A 21978-nucleotide genomic window follows, 5' to 3' on the forward strand; every position below is an offset into this window, starting at 1 on the left:
AAAACAAATTAAACAATAAATAGATATTTGAATTTACAGCAATAAAACATTAGTAATAAAAAAGAGGCTGATCATGATTTATGATACAGCCTCTTCTTTGTTTTGTACCCGGCCTGGGTGTAAATTATAAGGTATAAGTCCTGAATGCGCCTTGATCGTTGGAAACATCAGTTAAGACAAGGGTATCCTTCGCAAGAAAGAATCTGAAAGAAGTCGATGGCAAATGAACGGGCCAATGCTGTCGCGTTAACAACGTAATTCCCCAAAACAAACGTAAAGCACTGTTCGCGATTATTTTGTGCCTCCACCAGTTATAAAAACAGGAGTCATCCTGAACTTGTTTCAGTACCCCACAGAACAGGTACCTGCGTCAAGTAATCTTAGCGCGTGGGGTGCCAAAATAAGTTCGGCATGACATTGGCTTTAAGGTCGCCTGCCTGCTCCCCTACAGCAGCGTCCCCTTCATAAACAGCAATGCTATTGAAAAGTAAATGATCAGCCCTGTAACATCAACCAAAGTAGCCACAAATGGTGCGGATGACGTAGCGGGGTCGGCGCCTAATTTTTTTAGGATGAGCGGCAACATGGAGCCTGCCAATGATCCCCATAAAACCACACCTACCAGTGCGCAGCCTACCGTTAAACCAACCAGCATCCAGTGCGGACCATATAGCGGCGAGAACAGCGTCCACGCGTAAATGCGGAAGAAACCGATGATGCCTAAAGTTGCACCCAGCATCAGGCCCGATAGTAGCTCACGACGCATTACGCGCCACCAATCGGCCACGGTAACTTCGCCAAGCGCCATGGCCTGTATAATTAGGGTGGAAGCCTGCGAGCCGCCATTACCACCACTTGATATAATCAGCGGGATAAACAAGGCCAGCACCACCGCTTTTTCTATAGATTTTTCAAAAAATCCCATCGCGGTAGCCGTCAGCATTTCACCTAAAAATAAAATAATGAGCCAGCCAACGCGTTTTTTTACCAGTTTAAAAAGGTTAATATCCAGGTAAGGCTCATCCAAAGCCTCGGTACCACCAATCTTTTGAATATCTTCGGTGTATTCCTCGTTGGCTATCCAAAGGATATCATCAACGGTAACAATACCTAATAATATATTTTCCTGATCAACCACGGGCAGGGCTGTGCGGTTATTCATCCTAAAAACGTTAATAGCCTCCTCCTGCGGATCGCTGGCACTAAGAGCAATAAGGCGACCGTCCATCAGGTCGGATACCTTGGTTTCGGGTTTTACCAACAGGATCTCACGGATCCGGATGTCATCCAGCAAAATACCATTTTCGTCAATTACATAGATAACATCAATGGTTTCGGAGTTTTTACCGTACCGACGGATGTGCGATAGCACCCGCGTAACATCCCATGTTTTTTTAACGGCAATATAGTCGGGTGTCATTAAACGGCCAACGCTGTCTTCCTCGTAACCTAAAAGCGATAAAGCCTCTTTACGGTTCTCGGGCGATAGACTCAATATCAGTTTTTTTACCGCGTCGCCATGCAATTCACTGAATAAGGCGGTACGGTCATCGGGGGGGAGCTCATTGATCAGGTCGGCAACCTTTTGTACCGAAAGCTTTTTAATGATCCTTTCCTGGGTGGGAAAGTCAAGAATGCGGAACACGTTTACCGCGCGGTTAAGCGAAAGGGTTTCAATAAACCGGGGGCCATGTTCGGGAAGTTCGTCAATGAGTTCTTCAACATCAGATATGTTGAGGTTGTTCAAATATTCCTGTAATTTGGTATTGTCTTCCTGTTCCAGTAGCAGTTCAACTTGCTCAACCATCTCTTCCATAAAAGGCCCTCGTTTTTACATCTTATTATTAACCTGTTTCAGTTTTTTATCGACGGCAAAAGTCGTTTATTTTTTCAAATAATCGGGCAAAATTTTCTCTTATCTTTGCGCTTTTTAAAGTGAGTGGTTGATTAAGTTAAATGGTTGATTAGGTTGTCAAAATCTAAACATAGTCAACCCAATCAACCGCTCACCTAATCAACTTAATCAACTTAAAAAATGGGTTTACAATGTGGGATAGTAGGTTTACCAAACGTAGGTAAATCAACACTTTTTAATTGCTTATCAAATGCCAAGGCGCAGGCGGCTAACTTTCCGTTTTGCACCATTGAGCCAAACGTAGGCGTAATTACAGTGCCAGATGAGCGTTTAACAAAACTTACCGAAATAGTACAGCCAAAAAGCATTGTACCAAACGTTATAGAAATTGTTGATATAGCCGGCCTTGTAAAAGGCGCCAGTAAAGGCGAAGGACTGGGTAACCAGTTTTTGGCCAACATCCGTGCTACCAACGCTATCATTCACGTATTGCGCTGCTTTGATAACGATAACGTGATACACGTTGATGGCTCGGTCGACCCCATCCGCGATAAAGAGATCATCGATACCGAACTACAGCTGAAAGATTTAGATTCAATAGAAAAAAAGATCCAGAAGGTTGAAAAAATGGCCAAAACCGGTGGCGATAAAGAGGCCAAGAAAACATTTGATGTTTTAACCATCTATAAAAATCACCTGTTGCAGGGTAAATCGGCCCGTACCGCTCCTGTTGAAGAAGAGGATAAAGAATATATAGCCGATATCTGGCTGCTTACCGCCAAACCGGTTATGTACGTTTGTAATGTAGACGAAGGTTCTGTAGCCAATGGCAACGCTTATGTAGACCAGGTTAAAGCCGCCGTTGCCGAAGAAAAAGCCGAAGTACTCATCATATCTGCCCAGATTGAAGCCGAAATTGCCGAACTGGAATCATACGAAGAGCGCCAGATGTTTTTGAACGACCTGGGTTTAACCGAATCTGGCGTAAACAAGCTCATTAAAGCCGCTTACCGCTTATTAAACCTGGCCACCTACTTTACCGCCGGTGTACAGGAAGTACGCGCGTGGACGATCACCCAGGGCTTTACCGCCCCGCAAGCTGCCGGCGTTATCCATACCGACTTTGAGAAAGGCTTCATCCGTGCCGAAGTGATCAAATACGACGACTTTGTAAAATTCAACGGCGTTGAAGCCACCATCAAAGAAAACGGCAAACTGGGCGTAGAAGGCAAAACCTACATCGTACAAGACGGCGATATTATGCATTTCAGGTTCAACGTATAGGTTTTTAGAGTTAAGAGTTAAGACAGCTGCATGCTGTTGTGGTGGTAAAGGGCAATTGTCCTCAAAACCATGTCATTGCGAGGCACGAAGCAATCGCGAACATTACAGAGCGAATACGCACAGCGACAATGACGAAACTAAAAACCATGTCATTACGGGCGCAGCGCGGCAATCTCTTAGCTATACAGAGCGAATATGCATGCCGACGAGTATAACTAAGGTTCATTAATACCTACCATATCAAAAATCCCCGGTCTACAGACCTACGCTGTAAACCGGGGATTTTTTATGCCTGCCGGTAATAAAATAATTGGGGCGTACCCCTGCCGGTAGAAGCAGGGCCGGGCTTTTGTTCATACGCCTGCAGGCATTACCGCACAGGCCGGTATCCACGCAATCCCTTACGCGGGTACAAATAAAAACCGATTGACGAATCTGCTCTTTCTATAAATTATTACTTAAGAATCTTGATGGTCTGCAACCATGTCTTTATTTCATTTTGAGCTTGCTTTTCCTTTTGTCCATTCATCACAAATAAAACTCCGTCTCTTTCTATACCGCCTTTAATTGAAAATCCCTCCAATACTTTGCTGCGGGGGCATAATTGTTTAACAGAATCAAAACCACTACCCACACCATAACCGGCATTTGTATTAAAGGGAATTACTGTTTTGCCACCCAGGTTATATTCATGCAAAAAGCTTTTCATTGGCGGTGGCATTTTCATATCCCAGGTTGGGAAGCCTACAAATACAACATCGTACATCTCAAAACTGTCAATCTTTGTTTTTAAAGGAGGCAAAAAGTTGGTTTCATTTTCTTTCACCACTTGTTGCACCGTTTCGCGGTAATTTTCAGGATATGGCTTTTGCAGCTCAAGTGCTACTAACTTTCCACCTACATAACTATGTATAATTTCGGCTATCGCCCTGGTGTTATTGGTGCGCGACAGGTATACGATCAATATCTTTTTGGGCGACTTGGTTTGTCCGTTTGTAAAAACCGGCAACGTACACAAGCTAATAAGTATATAATAAAAGATTGTCCTCTTCATTTGACACGCTTACTTTTTTGGTGGCGCTTCAACATCTGAAAATGAAAGCACAAATTGTGGCAACCTTGCCCCCTCAATATGAATTGCCGATAGTTCCTCATTAAATTTTGTTAGCTCATCAGTGGTAAAGCGTACATCGGCAGCACCAATATTTTCCAGCAAGTGTGCCATCTGTGTTGTTCCTGGAATAGGCACAATCCACGGCTTCTGCGCCATAAGCCATGCCAGTGATAGCTGACCTGGAGTTGCTTGTTTCTGTACTGCCCAGCTTTGTAATAATTTCATAAGCGCAAGGTTCTTGGGCAGATTCTCTGGCGAAAACCGGGATTCGCCGCCGCGGATGTCGCCAGAAGCGAAGCGTGTATTTTCATCGATAGCGCCTGTTAAAAAACCCACACCAAGTGGGCTCCAGCACACAAACCCAATGCCTAATTCCTGGCAAAGCGGAATGATCACCTGTTCTGGCCCGCGCCATAGCAGCGAGTATTCGTTCTGGATAGCGGTAATGGGATGAATGGCATGTGCCCTCCTTACGGTTTGCGCTCCCGGTTCAGAAAGCCCGTAGCGCAGCACTTTCCCCTCGCTAATCAAATCTTTAATTGCGCCAACTACATCTTCAATCGGCACAGCCGGATCCACGCGGTGTTGATACAATAAATCGATTCGGTCGGTACGAAGCCGTTTCAGCATTCCTTCAACTACTTCTTTGATGTGTTCGGGACGGCTGTTTAGGCCAGGTAGCCGCTGACCCGTTTTTGGGTCGATGTTCCAACCATACTTCGTTTCAATAACAATTTTATCCCGAAAGGACGACGTAGCTTCCCCGAGTATCCGTTCGCATTCAAAAGGCCCATAGGCTTCTGCTGTATCGAATAATGTAACGCCGCTATCAAATGCCTTTCTGATAATATTGATCATTTCGGGCCTGGAAGGAACCGTTGTTTGATAGGTACGGCTCATGTTTTGCACACCAAGACCAATACTCGAAACCTCCAGTTTACCTCCAAGCTTTCGGCGTCCCAAAGCGGATTTTGGCACCCACGTTTCTGATACCAGGTTTTGGGCAGCGGCATTTGAAGCAAGCAACGAGCTGCCTGCCAGTGCCAGGCTTGTTTTTAAAAGATCACGACGGTTCATATCCTATTGATTGATGTTAATGTTGCGGTGTTGCCGGTTGGTTATTATCGCCCTTCATTTTAACCGGCCTAAGGAGTGTTGAAAAAGTGAGTGACCCCATTTTCCATTTGCCGTTTTCTTTAAGGTATACTTCCGTTACCATAAAGGCATGGGTAACTTCGTTGCCGCCAACTACCGCCAGCAAATCGATATCATTTAAAAGGATGGCAGTATTACCAAAAATGTTTACTGCTGCTCCATAAACTTCAGCTTTCTTATACCAGATAAAGCCACCTTTAATCGTATTTAACTCCTGGGTTTTGCCCCAACTTCCGCCCATGTGCACAAACACGCAATTTTCGTTAAACAATCCGTTTAAAGCATCTACATTTTTGTCTGCCATCCATGTCCATTTTGTTTTAGAAAGATCAAGTATTTCCTGTTCTTCTTTGGTTATGCCCGTTGCTGCGGCACCTGGTAATTTAGCCTGGGCGTAACACAACTGCATACTAACTATGCATAGGAACATTCCGATAATTACTTTTTTCATGATTTGAGTTTTAAGGTTATATGTTGGTTAGTTTTTGACACTATTGTACTCTGCATCGGTTACGCGCTGCAGCCATTGGGTTTTATTAACCGCCCCTTTAGTGCTAACCGCGATATAGGTAAATGAACTGTTAGGGGCAGCTCCATGCCAGTGTGGAACGCCGGGAATACATTTAATGATATCGCCTTTATGTACTATTTGTATCGGCTTGCCTTTTTCCTGGTAATAGCCGGTACCATCGGTGATCATCAATATCTGACCGGCCGGGTGAATGTGCCAGTCCAGTTTGGCACCGGCAGCAAAAGTTGCTGTCGCGATGTTGCAATCAATCAGGCTATCAGCCTTGTTTAATTCAGTAAGCCAAACATCGCCGGTATGATTATTTGTCTTTGACAATTCACCTTTGGCGAAAATTGGTGCGGTTTGCGCTGCAGCGCGCATGCTTAACATACTGGCCACTGATAGTAAAAACAGGATCTTTTTCATATTTAATGATGTGATTTAGTTATTCAGTTTGCGCTCTCCCAACCATTTTACCATTTTGGGATCGCGGTGGTCAAAGAAACTGCTGGCATTGGTATCTAATGTTTTGATTTTTTCCATTTCTTCGGCAGTCAGTTCAAAATCAAGGCTGTTCAGGTTTTCTGCCATGCGCTCTTTACGAACAGATTTAGGAATTGCAACAACGCCCCGTTGGGTGAGCCAGCGCAACACTACCTGTGCAATCGACTTGTTATATTTATTACCAATAGATTGTAGCAAGCCGTTTTTGAAAAGATCGTTTCTGCCTTCTGCAAATGGCCCCCACGATTCTATTTGCACGTTGTTTTCGAGCATAAACTGATGAGCGTCGTTTTGCTGATGGAATGGGTGGGTTTCTACCTGGTTAACAGCAGGAACAATTTCATTATGGATGATCAGGTCGATCAGCCTATCCGGCTGAAAATTGCTTACACCAATAGCCCGTACTTTACCTTCCTTGTAAAGTTCTTCCATAGCACGCCATTCGCCGTATACGTCACCAAAAGGCTGATGGATAAGGTAAAGGTCAAGATAGTCCAGCTGAAGTTTCTTTAAGGATTTTTCAAAAGATTCTTTGGCTCCTTCATAGCCCTTAGATTTGATGAATAATTTGGTGGTAATGAATAAATCTTCTCTCGCTACCCCGCTTTGTTTAATCGCTTTACCAACGGCCTCTTCATTCATATAAGATTCGGCCGTATCAATTAACCGGTAACCGGTTTCAATGGCATTTAACACACTTCTTTCACATTCGGCCAGGTCGGTCACCTGGAATACGCCGAATCCTAAGATTGGCATTTCCACACCGTTATTTAATTTTACTGTTTGCATAAAAGATATTTAACACCACAAAGTTCGGTGCTTTTATCGGTCAGAATGGGATACAGATTACGGATGTTTATACCATTATTACCGATTTGGATGTAGTCATCCTTATCGGAATAAATAATAACTTAAATTTGATTCAAAACAATGTAATTATGGACAACATGCTCCGTTTCAACACCATTAGCGAATACAATGCGTTTAATAATAACGAGACCAAACATCCGCTAATCAGCGTCGTTGATCTGTCAAAGGCAGCTCCGCGACAAGGTTCACGTATGTATTTTGGCTTTTACATCGTATTCTTAAAAGATGTAAAATGCGGCGACATGGTATATGGCAGAAATACCTATGATTACCAGGAGGGAACCCTGGTATTTATGGCACCGGGGCAGGTTGCAGGCATCAACAGTAATGGCGAAATTTATCAGCCTAAAGGCAACGCACTTGCTTTTGATGCAGACTTAATACACGGCACATCCCTTGGCAAACATATCCAGGATTATAACTTTTTCGGATACCAATCAAAGGAAGCTCTTCATTTATCGGATAAAGAGAAAAGTATCATTTTGGATTGTTTCTCTAAAATTGATTACGAATTAGAACGCCCTGTTGATAAGCATAGCAAAAAGCTTATTGTATCTAACGTTGAATTGTTTTTAGATTACTGTGTGCGATTTTACGATAGACAATTTATAACCCGCAACCACGTGTACCAAGGTGTTGTTGAACGGTTTGAAAAGTTGCTCAATAATTATTTTATATCTGAAAAACCTCAGACAATCGGACTGCCCTCAGTTGCTTATTGCGCCGATGAATTGAACTTATCAGCAAACTATTTTGGCGATCTTGTAAAAAAGGAAACTGGCAAAACCGCGCAGGAATACATCCAATTTAAACTTATCGACATTGCCAAAGAGAAGATCTTTGATGGCGATAAAACCGTGAACCAGGTTGCCTATGAGCTGGGCTTCAAATATCCGCAGCACTTTGCGCGCTTATTTAAGAAACGGGTAGGGCAAACACCCCACGAATACCGAAATTTGAATTGAAAGATTAGGGAGCATTTCATGGTGCACCGGGAAGGCATCGCCAGCATGAGATTGGCGATTTAGTTGATTACCTTATGGTAACGGCGTTCCGGGGTGAGATCCGGGACGCTTTATAATAAACTTAGACTACATCCCACTCGCCCCGCTGTCCTAATCTCGGACGACTATGCCTGTAGTCCTCCGCCGTTCGAAGCCTCCGACTTCGGACGACTGTGCCTGTAGTCTCTGACTACAGTGTGGTAACCTTTTATTTTTTTAGAAAACAGAAAGTATTGCCTCTTGATCCTTCCCCCGCTGTCCGAAGCCTCCGACTTCGGACGACTAAGCTTGTAGTCTCCGACTACAGTATGTCCACCCATAACTCCACCTCACCCAATAAACAAATTTAATTAACCAGTTAACCTAAAACCTTAGTATAATTACGGCTATAATTTAAAGCATGACTGATATAAACGATAAGCTTACCATTCTGTACGATGTCTTGGTTGATAATGTGGATGCATTTCAGAATGAGCTGGCAAACCTGATCACCCAACCTGATACAATAGCCGACGTCAACCGTTTTACATCGTTGCTGAGCAACCTGAAAAATACCTGGTTTGTTGATCCTTTGCTGTTTCAAATTAGCCGAGGTAATAAGGGTGACATTTGGCTATGCGATTTTTTGTATGCCGCCGGTAATTTATTAGCAGAAGCTTCGGAAAAAGATGAATTTGTTGTGCCGAAAAACTTGGTTGCGAAGCTTGAATCCTGGATTATTGATCAAACTGGTGAACTGGCCTGGATGGCAGCGGGTTTGCTCAAATACTATGGATCGGAAAAGTCAGAACAGATCCAGCTAAAAAAATTGGAAGAACGTGGGGATTTTTTCTTAACCTATGTGGAATGCATTTTAGGCCTTTTACGTTTTAACGAAGCAAAATACATGCTATTGGCACAACAAATAGCTGCGGATGAAACCAGGGACATTAAACTGCGCGAGTTTTGCGATGGTTTAATTAAGGATAGGGATAAGTAAACTCAGATTTCAAGTTCGGATCGTCCTATAAAAACTAAATGTAACCACTTTATTTTTAATACTCTATCTTGGCCAAAACAATTAAATCACGTGGCATCAATTTACCAACTTGAGAAAAATATATTTACAGAAGCCGACTTTGACCAAATGAGTTGGCATGATTGTCATATACACTCGTTTTCTTTTAACGATAACTTTGAGTTGTTAATGGATATCGATTATCTGTTTGAATGGGTATACCCTAAAAAGGGAAGCAAATACTATAAATTTTGGATTGCTCCCTGTACGTTGATATTTGAAAATGTGTATGATGTAGAATTCGAGTTGGAACATAAACAACCTATCATAGAGTATATTGAAAGGGCAAATCCCCAAACACCCAAAAATGAAGAATACATAGGTAAAGAATTTGAATATGATTGGGATATTGTGATGATTAACGGAGAGATGACTTTTACGTCGGTTGGTTTTAAGCAATATGTAAGGCAACAACCAATCTTTTTAGGTACTCAAAAGCTTGAATTGGAAACCCGGGGTGGGATTTCTTTTGATACTGTATCCTCACCGCAGGGTTAGCTGATAACTGTTTTGAAATATACGTCGCAAAGCACACTTCATTTCGCCGGATCCGGGCATGCAGGCAGTTTCCGATTATAAGGTGGCACCCCGCTGTACAAAGTCTCCGACTACTGTATGTCAGCCTGCTATTTAATGATAGGAAATCGAAGATATCCGCCTCTTGATCCCCTGGCTGTTGCGGTTTTGTTGCGCTTTGCAAAATATGACAATTCTTAATTTGCTGATTATTAAAAAGATGCACTTTTCGAGTGTTTCACTTGTTGCGCAACACAACAGTTTTGGGAGGTATTAACCGGACTAAAAAGAAGTCTTAAATCTTGATTCTAAATCCTAAAAAGTGCTCTCGACCGTACACTTTTCGAACTCTATAATAGATGAATTAAAAGTTCTATCTACAATTGGAACTTAGAAAATTCAAGTACGATTAGGTTCGTGCCCAGCCTCGGGAGGTTATTAAATTCGTCCCCAGGCTGGACTTTTTTCGAACCAATTCATCGAAAATTTGCGAAGGATTGGAAATTTAGGCGAGAGTTTTTCAATTATTTAAACCACCATGTTATTTGTCTACGATTTTTTAAATAGGGTTTATTAGCTTATCAACATAACGAATTCCGCGAGTTTGTAATTCCGACTAAGCTTCATTTAAGGTAGCCCGTAAGGAAACCTATTTTAAGATAAAACGTCTTGTCTATTCGAATTACCCGCCGCAACAGCATGAACCTGTTTGTAGCTGGAACCCGTTACACTAAGGCAGTCGGCCAGGCGGTTTTGGGAGCAGGTGGGTATCCTCTGACAGCTACCGGTAGTAGCCGTTGCTGGCAGGCTTTCTCAGGCCAGTTCTCGGTTAAAAAAGGCATCGATCAAATACTGGTCTTCTGGAAAGTTGTAAACTTTGCTGATCATTCCGTCTTTAAATTGCCACAGTAGGCAGGACATCCTTTCGATATTTTCCCCGTCCGCAAGGTTGCTCCAGTTTAGGTGACAATCGATCACGTAGTCGTCGTTCACGCCCATCACCATGGGCCTGGCTTTAAAAGAAAAGGCCTGCAGCTGTTTAAAATAGGCGAGTACCTCGTCAATGCCGGTCTTGACACCGCTTGTCGGGTTCCTGCCGGGGATAACCCACTGAATATCCGGGGATAAGATCTGCCGCATCGCTTCCAGGTCATTTCCGGTGTAAGCGGTAAAAAAGGATTGTATCAATACTAAGTTCGGGTGTTGTTCAGACATGGTCTATTGGTTTTAAAGGATGAATTTTTTTACTTCAGTTTCCCCATCAAGTTTTCCCGGTAAACTTTCCCAACGGGCAGCTTTTTGCCGGCGATGGAGACTTCGTTACCTTCGAGGTATTTAATGGCTTTCAACGAGGCGATATAGGATTTATGGATGCGCGCAAACTTCGTCACCGGCAGCTGCTCTTCGAACTGGGTCAGCGTCTGCTTGGACATCACGCGTTCCTGGTCGGTATAAATAAAAATATAGTTGCCATAGGCTTCGATATAACTGATCTCGTCAAAAAAAACCTTGGCCAGCTTTTTGTCGGATTTGACCATCAAAAACAAATCTTCCTCCTTCACCGCCGCCGGCGCATCTGCGGATCTGTTAACCACCTTTTCGGTAGCCTGCACAAACCGGGGAAAGGAAAACGGTTTGAGCAGGTAATCGGTTACCGACAGTTCGAACCCTTCCAGCGCATATTCCGGGTAGGCCGAAGTAATGATCACCGCCGGGTATTTTTTGAGCGAACGCAGCATTTCAAAACCCGTCAGCCGCGGCATATTGATGTCCAGGATGATGAGATCAATATCCTTTGCTTTGAGTACCTGCATGGCCTCAAAAGCATCTTCGCAACTGCCTACCAGCCTCAAATAAGGCACTTGCCCGATGTAGTTTTTCAGGATGTCCCTGGCGATGGGTTCGTCGTCGACAATAATGCAATTGATGTTCATTAGCTTAGGTCTATTTCCAGGTTCACTTCGAAATATTCATTTTGTTTTGCTGTGGTTAGCTTGTACTGCTGCGGATAGATCAAATCCAGGCGTTGCTTAACGTTATTCAAACCCAAGCCACCTTTGGATTTGTTTTGAACGGGCACATATTCCGGGTCTACCGAATTTTTTACCCGAAGGTGCAAATGACTGTCTTTAACATCCAGCTGAATATGCACAAATACCGGATGCCCCTTAACCGCTGAAAAATGCTTAAAGCTGTTCTCCACAAAAATGATCAGCAGCAACGGTGCGACATACTGATCCGCATAGTCACCGGAAATATCTAATTTAATATCAGTTTTATCACTTAGCCTGATCCTTTCCAGTTCCACATAGTTGCTGATATAATCCAGTTCTTTCTGAACCGCCACATAATTTTGGTTAGTATCATACAGGGAGTACCGCAATAGCTCGGACAATCTCAGCATCAGGCCCGGCAGCTTTTTCGATTCGGCCACCGAAAGCCCATACAGGTTATTCAGTGTATTAAACAAAAAATGCGGATTGAGCTGCGCTTTCAGATGCCGTAACTCGTTTTCCTTTTGCTCTTTATCGCGGATCAAACGATCTACCCCTACTTTAGCCAATGAAGCCATCACCGTAAAGGCCACCATGCTGAAAGCAAAGTGCTGATCCTGCCAGTTAGTAACCACATCAGTAATATGGAACAAGGCCGCAAAGAGCTGTCCGATCCAATTTAGCAGGTAAGGTAAAAAATTGATCAAAATAATGAGTTGCACCAGGTAGAGCCCAATGCCGGCCAACCATTTACGACGTTTTAAAAACGGCAATACTAAAAGATTTTGGGCGTAACAGGGGATAGCCAGTTCCAGCATTTCCTGTAAGATCATACAAACCAGGGTGATCCCGGTCATGCGCTGGGGATATTCCTTCAGCAAAATGTACAGGAAGAAAACGATCACCCAAAACACCAGCTGGGTGTAAACCTTATAGGGCCAGGTAAATAAACGTGTCCAGTCGAAAGTTTTCATTATTCAAATAAACGATGGTCCGGCCTTACTGCCAAATTTTGGTGATAAACATATCCATTTTGATGATGAACGTTTCATCATCGCTGCAAATACGTTCATCATCGGGTGGCGTGTGTTCAGCACTTATATTTTTTGAGGTGTTTTTGGTGAAATACTTTTGGTTCATAATCTTAAAATCATGAAAACATTCATCACATCCGTCATCGCCTTATTCCTGCTGACCAGTTCGGCTTTTGCACAAACTGATACCGTTCAGGCCAACTTGTTCAAAGACATCCCGGCCTGGATGGCCGAATACCATGTGCCTTGCGTTGGCGTGGGTGTCATAGAAAATGGAAAGATCAAATGGGTCAAAAACTTCGGTGAATTGCAAGCCGGACATCCCGCCCCTAATAACACCTTATTCAATATCGCCTCCCAAACTAAGCCCGTTGCCGCCATGCTGACCTTAAAACTGGTACAAATGGGCAAATGGAACCTCGATGAGCCGCTGGCGCATTACTGGATAGACCCCGATATTGCAAACGATCCGTACTTAATGAAACTGACCACCCGTTTTGTGCTGAGCCACCAGACAGGTTTCCCCAACTGGCGCTCAGACAATGGCGGTACCAAACTCAAATTTAAGTTTGAGCCGGGCACCGCCTCCGGTTATTCCGGTGAGGGTTTTGAGTATTTGCGCCGGGCGCTGGAAGCCAGGTTACACCAATCCCTTGCTGTATTAATGGATACTTACCTGTTTAAGCCGCTGGGTATGAATAACACGCAATACTGGAGCGAAAACCTGGACACGACCCGTTTCGCCATGTGGCATGACGGCCAAGGCAGACGCTATACCACTTCGATCCAAACCCCGGTGAACGCAGCCGATGACCTGATCACCACCATAGCGGATTATTCCAGATTGGGAATCTATGCGATACAACTGGCTAACGAAGGCGGTCCTGTTTATGCAGAAATGATCAAACCGCAAAGAAGGACCAAACCCGGCAATGCCTCCGGCCTGGGCTGGGGCCTTGTAGATGGGCTGCCTGACGGTGCCTATGCCTTGCAACATGGCGGCTCGGATATCGGCGTACGAACCATGGCCGTTTTCCTGCCGGGATCAAAAAGCGGCGTTGTGATCATGACCAATGGCGATAACGGCGCATTCATCTGCGACCGCATCATTAAACGCGCCTTGCCGGAGGGTGCGCTGATCCTGGAAACCATGAACAAATCTGCAACCAGCCACGAAAGGATCGCTATAGCCGGCCAGCTGATTCAAAGCTATACCGGCACCTATGCCCAAAGCAACGGCAAATTGGTAAAAGTAGAAGCAGCCGGCAATGCCTTAAAAATATCCGGGGATGGTGTGCCAACCGTAGTCGTATTCCCCGAATCAGCCAACAAATTCTTTATGGACGGCTACGACGTGCAGCTGCAGTTTCCTGATACCAATTCCCTGGTCGTCATCGAAAGTGGCAAACAAGTGCTAAAGGTTAACCGCCAATAACATGAAAAGATATATCATCATTGCCTTATGCTCCTGCTGCCTGTTTACAGCGCAGGCACAAACGATCAAACAATTGAAACGGGACATGTACGGCATCGCCTCGGACGCCACCGAAGGACGCTTTACCGGATCGCCTGGTTACCTGAAAGCAGCGCGCTATGTCGCCGGGCAATTAAAAGCAGCCGGACTAAAAACGACGTTCCAGGCAGTGCCTCTGCTATGGGATAATTATGACGGCAGTACGATTAGCATTAACCAAAAAATTTACCCGCATCAAGGCGGTAATTTTATCATCCTGCAACATGCAGCTCCCAAACCTGGCGATTGGGTTGTTTTAAAAGACAGGCCCGATTCCGCTAACACAGCTGCTTTAATCAAGCTAAAAGTAGCTGGAGTGATCCTGCTGCCCAATGAACAGCAGGCAAAGGATTGGGAAACGACCGTGATCCGACAATACCGCTTTGGCTACATACACTACGCAGCAGATTACGTACCAAGCCAAGCATCACTTACCATCATCCTGCTCAGCCCGAACTTAGCTGAAAAGCTAAATAAAGACCCAAAAACTATAGCCGATATCAGGTTTAAACAAGACCGGGTGAACGGCTATAATATCATCGCAACACTGCCTGGCAGCGATAAAAACCTCAAGGGTCAAACCATCATCGCCGGCGCGCACCTGGATCATATCGGCAGGCTTGGCGGTCACATCTATAACGGCGCTAATGACGACGGCAGCGGCTGCGTGGCATTATTAGCTGCAGCAAAGACACTGGCTCATCATCCCGCCAAAAGGCCGCTCCTGTTCGTCTTTTACTGCGGCGAGGAGCTGAATTTATTAGGCTCCCGTTATTTGATGGATCACCCGCCCATAACCGTCAAAAACATGCTCATGAACATTAACCTCGAACAGGTCGGCAGCAGGCACCGTTCCTTTCCTGGTGTTTGGGCCGTCGGGGACCAACAATTCAAAAACAGCTTCTTTACTTTGAGTAAAACGTTTGCTCATCCGGATCTGAAGTTCAGTCCTACGGACAGCCTGCGCGACGAACTCAGCAATACGGACAGCTATAGTTTTATGAAAAAACAGGTACCCTCGCTTTTATTAAGCTCCGGCGGTTTTGACGAGCACCATACGCCCCAGGATAAAATTGACCTGATCGATTTTCCGCATCTGCAAAAAGTAAGCAGGCTGTTAAATCAGCTGATCCGGCAAATAGCGGACCATTGATGACAATGATATTTTGTTTTTGGCATGTATATTTATCAGATGTATAGAATTTTAACCCTCGCAATTTTCCTGTTGGTTTCCTCAGGGGTTTGCGCGCAGGAATGGGATTTTCATTATACACATGCGGATACCTTATCGATGCGTGTTCAGTATCATGGCAAGATTTACTATCTGACCAGGGAATTAACCGCACCGTGTAGCGGCCAGGTTCAAAAAGCCCGGGCCATCTTCGTGTGGATCACCAACAGCATCGCCTATGATTACAAAGCTTATAACAGGCAGGTAACCAGGGGCTATAACGAGCTAACGTTTCGCTGCCCTTCTGATGATACCCTTACCTGCGTTATCAAAGAAAAGGTTTGGGAGAACCAATACATCAACCGGGCTTTAGACCGAAAGAAGGTAGTATGCCAGGGTTATGCCATGCTGTTCAAACGAATGTGCGGGATTGCAGGCATCCATGCGGAAGTTATACCCGGATATACCCGGACAGCATATTACCAGGTTGGTACGCCCGGCGAACTGGACCATGTCTGGAACGCAGTGCAGCTCGATGGTAAATATTATCTGCTCGACCCGACCTGGGCGGCAGGGAGTTGTTCAAAAGATGATAATGACCGATTAAATAGTTTTGAGAAATTATATAATGATTTTTACTGGCTGACACCTCCTGAGGAGTTTGCGAAAGACCATTTTCCCGAAGATCCTAAGTGGACCCTGCTGCCGAAGTATAGCATAGAGAAATTTTCTGCAAACCCCTATTATGATCCAGGGGAATTATCCAGGATCACTTTGTTAGCCCCATCCTCGGGAATGATCAAAGCCAAAAAGGGAGACACCATACGCTTCAAATTGAAATATATGGGCCGCATCAATAAGCTGCAGATCAATACGAATATTTTTACCAACCCGGATACCGGGTACTATGAAGATCATAAACGTCATGAGCTGGCAAGATGGATAGTCGATTCACTGGCCGTTAAAAGACAGCAATATGTGCCGTTTAAGCGCACAGGTCTCGTTTACGAATTCGTCTATGTGGTCAGGGATTACACCCTGGAATACCTGGACATTCTATTTGACCGCTACAGGGTAATGCGGTTTAAGATCGATCACTGGCGGTAACACCAGTGGTATTATTTTTAACTTTAACTCAAATACCGGAAACAGGAAAAGACCATTATCCCGTTGCTCACGCCAATGGTATTACGGTTATGCAACAGCGCTGAAAACTTTCCTGATTAAAATGAAAATGGAAGACTATAAGCATTATAATAATTGATTTTAAGACTAATTGTTAATCCTATAAAAAGTTTGAGAACAGAATAATGAAAAAATTAATCCTCCTCCTCCTGGTCAGCCTGAATACCTTAATCGTTTTTGGCCAGACACACCCCAACGACCTGCGTTTCGCCGGCATGGATATATATGCTGATAGCGTATTGAAACAATTCCATATAGCCGGTTTTGCCGTGGCTGTCGTAGAAAACGATAAAGTGATCTATGCCAAAGGCTTTGGTTACCGCGATGAGAAAAAAAAGCTGCCGGTAACACCCAATACCGTATTTCCCATCAACTCCTGCACGAAAGCTTTTACAGATGCCCTTTGCGGTATCCTGGTAAATGAAGGAAAACTTGGGTTGGACCAACCGGTGCGCGATTACGTCTCCTGGTTCAGGTTCTATAATGAGTATACGACCGAACACGCGACCATAAGGGACCTGATGGCGCATCGTACAGGACTGCCAAGGCACGACCAGGTTTCTGATTTTTTTGACAATTCACAGCCAAGGGACAGTTTGATCTATCGTATCCGGTATTTACAACCCTTTGCGGAACTGCGCCAAAAATATCAGTACAACAACCTGATGTATACCGTGCTGGGTGTCGTGACCGAAAAGCTCACCGGGCAAAGCTATGAGCAAAATATAGCAGAACGGTTGCTGAAGCCGCTGGATATGTCCAATACCAGCCTGTCGGCAACCGGCCTGATGGCCAGTCCAGATCATTCCCTGGGCTACTATTATGACGAACAAAAAGGGCAGCTCATGGCGGGCGATTATGGCAATGAACCGAACCCGAACTGTCCTGCCGGCGGGATATGCTCCTCCGTTGCGGACATGAGCAAATGGCTGATCGCCTGGCTAAACGGCGGGAAATATAACGGTAAACAGGTGATACCCGATTGGTACGTAAAAGAAGCGATACGCCCGCAGACGCCGATCGACAATTATAATTATGGGCTGGGCTGGTATTTGTCCGCATTCCGCGGCGGTCATTTCCGGGTGGAACACAGCGGTACCGGGCGGTTTTCCAATTCAACCGTGTGTTTTTATCCATCTGCAAACGGCTACAGCAGCCCGCACAAGATCGGCATCGTTGTTTTATCGAACGAGTTTGGCGACTACCTCACCAGCCTGATACGCGACTATCTTTCGGATAAGCTCTTGAACGAAGGGCGCAAAGATCTTCCGGGCAGCAATGGCGAGTGGTCGGCCTGGTTCCCGGGCTATAAAGCGTATTTTGCCAGTATGCATAAACCCAATACCGGCGGGGACGGAACGCCAGTCAAACCTTCGCCGCTTTCGCATCCGGTAAACGCTTATACCGGGAAATATTATAACGCAGGATACCGCACCATTGAAATATACCTGAAGGGGGACCAGCTGCAAGCACGGTTTAATAGGGTTGACCTAAGCCTGAAGCATTTCAATTTTGATGTTTTTGATGCGTCACCCGGCGGGAAATTAAAATTCAATACCGACAATGACGGTAAAATCGCAGATATTACGATGCCGCTTGAAGAAATGGTGAGTGATATTGTTTTTGAGCGCACTAAATGACACCGGGGTCATATTTTGCAAGAGGCCGTATCATAAATCAAATGATATAGCTTTTAGCTAAATATAACTAATTATTAAAAATGGCTTAGGTCTATTTTTGGCTACTAATATGACTCATAAATCATAAGGTCTGTTACCGGGCAGTAAAATGCCTTATAATAAGTTCAATAAATACTTCGGTAAAGTTAGGTACTACTGAAGTTTTGTTCCCACAGTGTTTTTTTTTCGAACCAATTCATCGGAAAATTACGACGAATTGGAAATTTAGGAGAGAATTTTTCAATTATTTAAACCACCATGTTATTTATCTGCGATTTCTTAAATGAGGTTTATTAGCATGTCAACATAACCCCGCTGTCCGAAGCCTCCGACTTCGGACGACTAAGCTTGTAGTCTCCGACTACAGTGTGGTAACTGTTATTTTTTTAGAAAACCGAAAGCATAATATCTTATCTTGGCTCCGCAGGCTGTTGCGGTTTTGTTGCGCTTTGTAAAATATAAAAATCCATAATTGCTTGATTTTTAGAAGTGTACTAATTTTATACAGTTACACCTGTTGCGCAACAACACAACGCTTGGGGGAGGATATCGGCGGATTTAAAAAGAAGTCTTAAATCCTGATTCTTAACTCTTGATTCTAAATCCTAAAAGTGCTCCCGACGAGATTCGAACTCATATCGATGGTACCGGAAACCATAATTCTATCCATTGAACTACGGAAGCAATTGCTGCAAATATATAAAATTGATTGAAACCATATTTGCCGCAGTTTAAATTACTCGTCTTTTTCAGCAAATTAAATTTTGCCGTAGTTAACCTTATTTGGCAAGCCAGAGGGCTGTGCCCCCTAAATGGTCGGTTTGCATTACATTCGGGTCAATCATAGAGCCGTTTACCAGCTTCTGTGTTTTTTGTAAGATTTGAAATCCTCTCGTGGCAACTTCCGGCCCATTATAGGCCCTCCAGTAGTGACTAAACGACAGGTTATTGTACAATTGTTGTGAGGTAAGTCCGCAGCCATAGCCAACATACACACCCGGCACGTAGCCCGCTGCATGTACAGCGGCATACCAGGCCTGGCAATAAGCTATTACATCGGCCGCAGGGGCATTTTTGTCAACCTCTTCCAAATCCAGCCAGATATTGATACCTGGTGGCAGTCCAACTATTTCTTTGGCGTATGAAGCGGCGTAAGTGCCGTATGCTGTTCCAAGAGTTTCAGATGGCACCCATTGCGGTAGCGCGACATGCTGTACGGCCATGAGTGCAAGCCCGGCGTTTAAAATGCGTAATGCCTCGGCATGGGTAAGGTTGTTTTTAATGAGTTTCGCGGTACGCGGAATGTAACGGATACAAAAATCGTATCCCGCGTTTTTAAAACCGGTTGCCTGTGCAGCGGTAACGTGTGAGTTAATATCGAAACCTGATAAACCGGCAGCGGCTTTCTGAACTGTTCCGGGAAGGGCGAGTGGAATTGTAGTATTAGGCATAATGTTATTGGCTTAGGTGATACACTGATAAGCAGATGCTTACATGCTAATTTACTAAAAAAAAGCGACAAAAACAAGTAAAATGCAACGTAAAATCAGGTGCTTGCGCCTAAATTGCGCGATGCATCTGTTTAATGTTAACCTTGTAAAAACACAAAACACTGATTGTTAATTATTTATAAAATATATTTCTGAAATATGTTAAGTTATGTTAACCCAATTAGGTGCGTTTGCCCTGCCTTTATGGTGGCGAATTGTAAGTTGTTTTGTGGTTAATGATATAGTATATATTGGGCTGATCATTGCTCTTGCGATTACCTTACGAAAATCAAACCAATGCTTACAAAAATCAAACAATTGGCTTTGGCCATTTGGCAAGCTACTGAAATAGCCCTTAAACTTGCAGATACAAATTGAAAAACGAGGCCCCGCTGCCAGGATAACAAAGGCATCAAAATAACCCACAATAGTGCAGATTATTCCAGATGCGAACGATGGCGAGGCCTGTAATTATTTGTACCTTAGATTACTAATCAAACAATAAAACAACAACAAACAACACTACCATGATTGAAGCAAAAGCTTATGCAGCCCAGGACGAAAACACACCGTTGGCTCCCTGGTCTTTCGAGAGGCGGGAAGTAGGTCCGCATGATGTGCAATTTGATATTTTATTTTGCGGTGTTTGCCACTCCGATTTGCACCAGATTAAAAACGATTGGTTCCCGGGCATTTTCCCGATGGTACCAGGCCACGAAATTGTAGGCCGCGTAATTAAAGTAGGCGATCACGTAAAAAACTTTAAAGTAGGCGATTTGGCCGGTACCGGCTGTATGGTTGACTCATGCCAGGTTTGCGAAAACTGCAAACAGGATTTGGAGCAATATTGCCTGGAAGGCAGCACCCAAACCTACAACAGCTATGAGCGCGATGGCAAAACCCCAACTTACGGTGGTTACTCCAACACCATTGTTGTAAGGGAAGAGTTTGTACTTCACATATCAGATAAAGTTGACCTGGCTGCGGTTGCACCTTTACTTTGTGCCGGTATTACCACTTATTCGCCATTAAGGCATTGGAAGGTTGGCAAGGGCCATAAATTAGCGGTTTTAGGCTTGGGTGGTCTGGGCCACATGGCTGTTAAATTTGGCGTAGCCTTTGGTGCCGAAGTTACTGTGTTAAGTACTTCGCCTAAAAAAGAAGAGGATGCCAAAAAATTAGGAGCTCACCACTTTGTAGTAACCTCTGATGAAGCACAGGTAAAAGCTGCCAAAGGTACTTTCGATTTTATATTGGATACCGTATCTGCCGAGCACGATTTTAACATGTACCTATCGTTATTAAGAACAAACGGCGTACATATTTGCGTAGGTGTACCACCCAAACCAGCCGAAATACAGGCGTTCAGCCTGTTAGGCGGTCGTAAAAGTTTAGCTGGATCTGGCATTGGCGGGATCAAAGAAACCCAGGGAATGCTTGATTTTTGCGCCGAGCACAACATCGTATCTGATATTGAACTGATTGATATTAAAAACATCCAACCAGCTTATGACCGTATGGTTAAAGGCGATGTACGTTACCGTTTTGTAATTGATATGGCAACCCTTTAATTTATAAACTGAATAAATTGAGTTTATAAATTATTACCATCCGTACGGTTTAGATACGGCGACTACATAAATAGTTTTTAGCGGGCTTATTATTTCTTTCAGAACTGATAAGCCCGCTTCTTTTAAATTCCTTCTCACAAAGCTACTGTGTGTACACATCTTTTAGATCCGTATCACTAAACAAAAACATTGTCATTTCGAACCCTTGGAGGGAGGGATTTTGCAGGGTAAGGGTGAGAAATCTTATACGACAGGCTACATTTGCTTGTCACTCGTAGAAGATTTCTCTTTCGCGCCCTTCTCATCCCCTCCTTCGCTCTATCGAAATGACATTTTTCTTTTTTAGAAAGATGTGCACACACTGTAGATCACAAAGGAGGACACCCTTGACTTAAACTAACACCTCTAACAATCAAGACGCACTTGGTACTTACATCCTATAGTTTACATCAATGCCGGGCACACAACAAA

The 21978-nt window shown here is 44.1% G+C and carries 20 protein-coding genes and 1 tRNA gene; 9 read left to right on the top strand and 12 right to left on the bottom strand.

The features are described 5' to 3' along the window. Positions 1-445: 445 nt before the first annotated feature. On the bottom strand, positions 446-1816 hold the full coding sequence (mgtE, locus tag FHS10_RS10855) for a magnesium transporter (RefSeq protein WP_259090431.1): 1371 nt from the start codon (positions 1814-1816) through the stop codon (positions 446-448). A 219-nt stretch (positions 1817-2035) separates the two neighbouring features. Between mgtE and ychF the strand changes: the two genes are divergently transcribed. Further along, positions 2036-3139, top strand: coding sequence for a redox-regulated ATPase YchF (gene ychF, locus FHS10_RS10860; protein WP_259090434.1), 1104 nt, complete (start codon positions 2036-2038; stop codon positions 3137-3139). A gap of 454 nt (positions 3140-3593) precedes the next feature. On the opposite strand, the gene FHS10_RS10865 is transcribed toward ychF, so the two are convergent. The 5 genes from FHS10_RS10865 to FHS10_RS10885 are packed head-to-tail and all read right to left on the bottom strand — an operon-like array spanning position 3594 to position 7212. Then, positions 3594-4193, bottom strand: a complete 600-nt coding sequence (locus tag FHS10_RS10865; protein WP_259090435.1) for a flavodoxin family protein — start codon at positions 4191-4193, stop codon at positions 3594-3596. A gap of 9 nt (positions 4194-4202) precedes the next feature. Further along, positions 4203-5330: an aldo/keto reductase gene (locus tag FHS10_RS10870; RefSeq protein ID WP_259090436.1), complete on the bottom strand. Its 1128-nt coding sequence runs from the start codon at positions 5328-5330 to the stop codon at positions 4203-4205. 16 nt (positions 5331-5346) lie between these two features. Beyond that, a complete protein-coding gene (locus FHS10_RS10875) occupies positions 5347-5859 on the bottom strand; it encodes a nuclear transport factor 2 family protein (RefSeq protein WP_259090438.1) in 513 nt (170 codons plus the stop codon). A 27-nt stretch (positions 5860-5886) separates the two neighbouring features. Continuing rightward, positions 5887-6345, bottom strand: a complete 459-nt coding sequence (locus FHS10_RS10880; RefSeq protein WP_259090439.1) for a cupin domain-containing protein — start codon at positions 6343-6345, stop codon at positions 5887-5889. A gap of 15 nt (positions 6346-6360) precedes the next feature. Continuing rightward, positions 6361-7212: an aldo/keto reductase gene (locus tag FHS10_RS10885; RefSeq protein WP_259090440.1), complete on the bottom strand. Its 852-nt coding sequence runs from the start codon at positions 7210-7212 to the stop codon at positions 6361-6363. A 149-nt stretch (positions 7213-7361) separates the two neighbouring features. Between FHS10_RS10885 and FHS10_RS10890 the strand changes: the two genes are divergently transcribed. The 3 genes from FHS10_RS10890 to FHS10_RS10900 all read left to right on the top strand — a co-directional run bounded on the left by FHS10_RS10890 (position 7362) and on the right by FHS10_RS10900 (position 9852). After that, positions 7362-8258 (top strand): helix-turn-helix domain-containing protein, encoded by an 897-nt coding sequence (locus tag FHS10_RS10890; RefSeq protein ID WP_259090442.1) that lies wholly within the window; start codon positions 7362-7364, stop codon positions 8256-8258. A gap of 439 nt (positions 8259-8697) precedes the next feature. Further along, positions 8698-9276, top strand: coding sequence for a hypothetical protein (locus FHS10_RS10895; protein ID WP_259090444.1), 579 nt, complete (start codon positions 8698-8700; stop codon positions 9274-9276). 90 nt (positions 9277-9366) lie between these two features. Further along, positions 9367-9852, top strand: a complete 486-nt coding sequence (locus FHS10_RS10900; RefSeq protein ID WP_259090445.1) for a hypothetical protein — start codon at positions 9367-9369, stop codon at positions 9850-9852. An 831-nt stretch (positions 9853-10683) separates the two neighbouring features. On the opposite strand, the gene FHS10_RS10905 is transcribed toward FHS10_RS10900, so the two are convergent. The 4 genes from FHS10_RS10905 to FHS10_RS10920 are packed head-to-tail and all read right to left on the bottom strand — an operon-like array spanning position 10684 to position 13004. Continuing rightward, positions 10684-11085: a nuclear transport factor 2 family protein gene (locus tag FHS10_RS10905; RefSeq protein WP_259090447.1), complete on the bottom strand. Its 402-nt coding sequence runs from the start codon at positions 11083-11085 to the stop codon at positions 10684-10686. Positions 11086-11114: 29 nt separating this feature from the next. Continuing rightward, positions 11115-11804 carry a LytR/AlgR family response regulator transcription factor gene (locus FHS10_RS10910; RefSeq protein WP_259090449.1) on the bottom strand — a complete coding sequence of 230 codons (690 nt, stop codon included), beginning with the start codon at positions 11802-11804 and terminating at the stop codon, positions 11115-11117. Continuing rightward, positions 11804-12838, bottom strand: a complete 1035-nt coding sequence (locus FHS10_RS10915; protein WP_259090451.1) for a sensor histidine kinase — start codon at positions 12836-12838, stop codon at positions 11804-11806. Before FHS10_RS10915 ends, FHS10_RS10910 begins: the two co-directional genes overlap by 1 nt. Positions 12839-12863: 25 nt before the next feature. After that, the gene (locus tag FHS10_RS10920) at positions 12864-13004 is read right to left on the bottom strand and encodes a hypothetical protein (protein WP_259090452.1); all 141 of its coding nucleotides are present in this window, start codon (positions 13002-13004) and stop codon (positions 12864-12866) included. A 12-nt stretch (positions 13005-13016) separates the two neighbouring features. Here FHS10_RS10920 and FHS10_RS10925 point away from each other — a divergent pair, with 12 nt between their 5' ends. From FHS10_RS10925 to FHS10_RS10940, 4 genes are all read left to right on the top strand, one after another. Further along, the gene (locus tag FHS10_RS10925) at positions 13017-14333 is read left to right on the top strand and encodes a serine hydrolase domain-containing protein (protein WP_259090453.1); all 1317 of its coding nucleotides are present in this window, start codon (positions 13017-13019) and stop codon (positions 14331-14333) included. A 1-nt stretch (position 14334) separates the two neighbouring features. Continuing rightward, positions 14335-15564 carry a M28 family metallopeptidase gene (locus FHS10_RS10930; protein ID WP_259090454.1) on the top strand — a complete coding sequence of 410 codons (1230 nt, stop codon included), beginning with the start codon at positions 14335-14337 and terminating at the stop codon, positions 15562-15564. A gap of 39 nt (positions 15565-15603) precedes the next feature. Continuing rightward, positions 15604-16689 (top strand): transglutaminase domain-containing protein, encoded by a 1086-nt coding sequence (locus tag FHS10_RS10935; RefSeq protein WP_259090455.1) that lies wholly within the window; start codon positions 15604-15606, stop codon positions 16687-16689. 203 nt (positions 16690-16892) lie between these two features. Beyond that, positions 16893-18407, top strand: coding sequence for a serine hydrolase (locus FHS10_RS10940; protein WP_259090456.1), 1515 nt, complete (start codon positions 16893-16895; stop codon positions 18405-18407). Between the two features lie 651 nt (positions 18408-19058). Here the strand turns inward: FHS10_RS10940 and FHS10_RS10945 are convergent. Both FHS10_RS10945 and FHS10_RS10950 read right to left on the bottom strand, forming a co-directional pair. Continuing rightward, positions 19059-19130, bottom strand: a tRNA-Arg gene (locus FHS10_RS10945). Between the two features lie 95 nt (positions 19131-19225). Continuing rightward, positions 19226-19897 carry a DUF1906 domain-containing protein gene (locus FHS10_RS10950; RefSeq protein ID WP_259090458.1) on the bottom strand — a complete coding sequence of 224 codons (672 nt, stop codon included), beginning with the start codon at positions 19895-19897 and terminating at the stop codon, positions 19226-19228. Between the two features lie 566 nt (positions 19898-20463). Between FHS10_RS10950 and FHS10_RS10955 the strand changes: the two genes are divergently transcribed. Beyond that, positions 20464-21507, top strand: a complete 1044-nt coding sequence (locus tag FHS10_RS10955; RefSeq protein ID WP_259090460.1) for an NAD(P)-dependent alcohol dehydrogenase — start codon at positions 20464-20466, stop codon at positions 21505-21507. Positions 21508-21978: the final 471 nt, after the last annotated feature.

The organism is Mucilaginibacter dorajii (assembly GCF_024808255.1).
Taxonomy (GTDB): Bacteria; Bacteroidota; Bacteroidia; order Sphingobacteriales; family Sphingobacteriaceae; genus Mucilaginibacter; species Mucilaginibacter dorajii.

What these genes read in the sequence shown, in the direction of transcription:
- FHS10_RS10905 (WP_259090447.1), bottom strand. Translation starts at nt 11,085, where the DNA reads ATGTCTGAACAACACCCGAACTTAGTATTGATACAATCCTTTTTTACC.
- FHS10_RS10865 (WP_259090435.1), bottom strand. Translation starts at nt 4,193, where the DNA reads ATGAAGAGGACAATCTTTTATTATATACTTATTAGCTTGTGTACGTTG.
- FHS10_RS10885 (WP_259090440.1), bottom strand. Translation starts at nt 7,212, where the DNA reads ATGCAAACAGTAAAATTAAATAACGGTGTGGAAATGCCAATCTTAGGA.
- FHS10_RS10955 (WP_259090460.1), top strand. Translation starts at nt 20,464, where the DNA reads ATGATTGAAGCAAAAGCTTATGCAGCCCAGGACGAAAACACACCGTTG.
- FHS10_RS10930 (WP_259090454.1), top strand. Translation starts at nt 14,335, where the DNA reads ATGAAAAGATATATCATCATTGCCTTATGCTCCTGCTGCCTGTTTACA.
- FHS10_RS10870 (WP_259090436.1), bottom strand. Translation starts at nt 5,330, where the DNA reads ATGAACCGTCGTGATCTTTTAAAAACAAGCCTGGCACTGGCAGGCAGC.
- FHS10_RS10880 (WP_259090439.1), bottom strand. Translation starts at nt 6,345, where the DNA reads ATGAAAAAGATCCTGTTTTTACTATCAGTGGCCAGTATGTTAAGCATG.
- FHS10_RS10920 (WP_259090452.1), bottom strand. Translation starts at nt 13,004, where the DNA reads ATGAACCAAAAGTATTTCACCAAAAACACCTCAAAAAATATAAGTGCT.
- FHS10_RS10895 (WP_259090444.1), top strand. Translation starts at nt 8,698, where the DNA reads ATGACTGATATAAACGATAAGCTTACCATTCTGTACGATGTCTTGGTT.
- ychF (WP_259090434.1), top strand. Translation starts at nt 2,036, where the DNA reads ATGGGTTTACAATGTGGGATAGTAGGTTTACCAAACGTAGGTAAATCA.
- FHS10_RS10915 (WP_259090451.1), bottom strand. Translation starts at nt 12,838, where the DNA reads ATGAAAACTTTCGACTGGACACGTTTATTTACCTGGCCCTATAAGGTT.
- FHS10_RS10940 (WP_259090456.1), top strand. Translation starts at nt 16,893, where the DNA reads ATGAAAAAATTAATCCTCCTCCTCCTGGTCAGCCTGAATACCTTAATC.
- mgtE (WP_259090431.1), bottom strand. Translation starts at nt 1,816, where the DNA reads ATGGAAGAGATGGTTGAGCAAGTTGAACTGCTACTGGAACAGGAAGAC.
- FHS10_RS10890 (WP_259090442.1), top strand. Translation starts at nt 7,362, where the DNA reads ATGGACAACATGCTCCGTTTCAACACCATTAGCGAATACAATGCGTTT.
- FHS10_RS10875 (WP_259090438.1), bottom strand. Translation starts at nt 5,859, where the DNA reads ATGAAAAAAGTAATTATCGGAATGTTCCTATGCATAGTTAGTATGCAG.
- FHS10_RS10910 (WP_259090449.1), bottom strand. Translation starts at nt 11,804, where the DNA reads ATGAACATCAATTGCATTATTGTCGACGACGAACCCATCGCCAGGGAC.
- FHS10_RS10925 (WP_259090453.1), top strand. Translation starts at nt 13,017, where the DNA reads ATGAAAACATTCATCACATCCGTCATCGCCTTATTCCTGCTGACCAGT.
- FHS10_RS10935 (WP_259090455.1), top strand. Translation starts at nt 15,604, where the DNA reads ATGTATAGAATTTTAACCCTCGCAATTTTCCTGTTGGTTTCCTCAGGG.
- FHS10_RS10950 (WP_259090458.1), bottom strand. Translation starts at nt 19,897, where the DNA reads ATGCCTAATACTACAATTCCACTCGCCCTTCCCGGAACAGTTCAGAAA.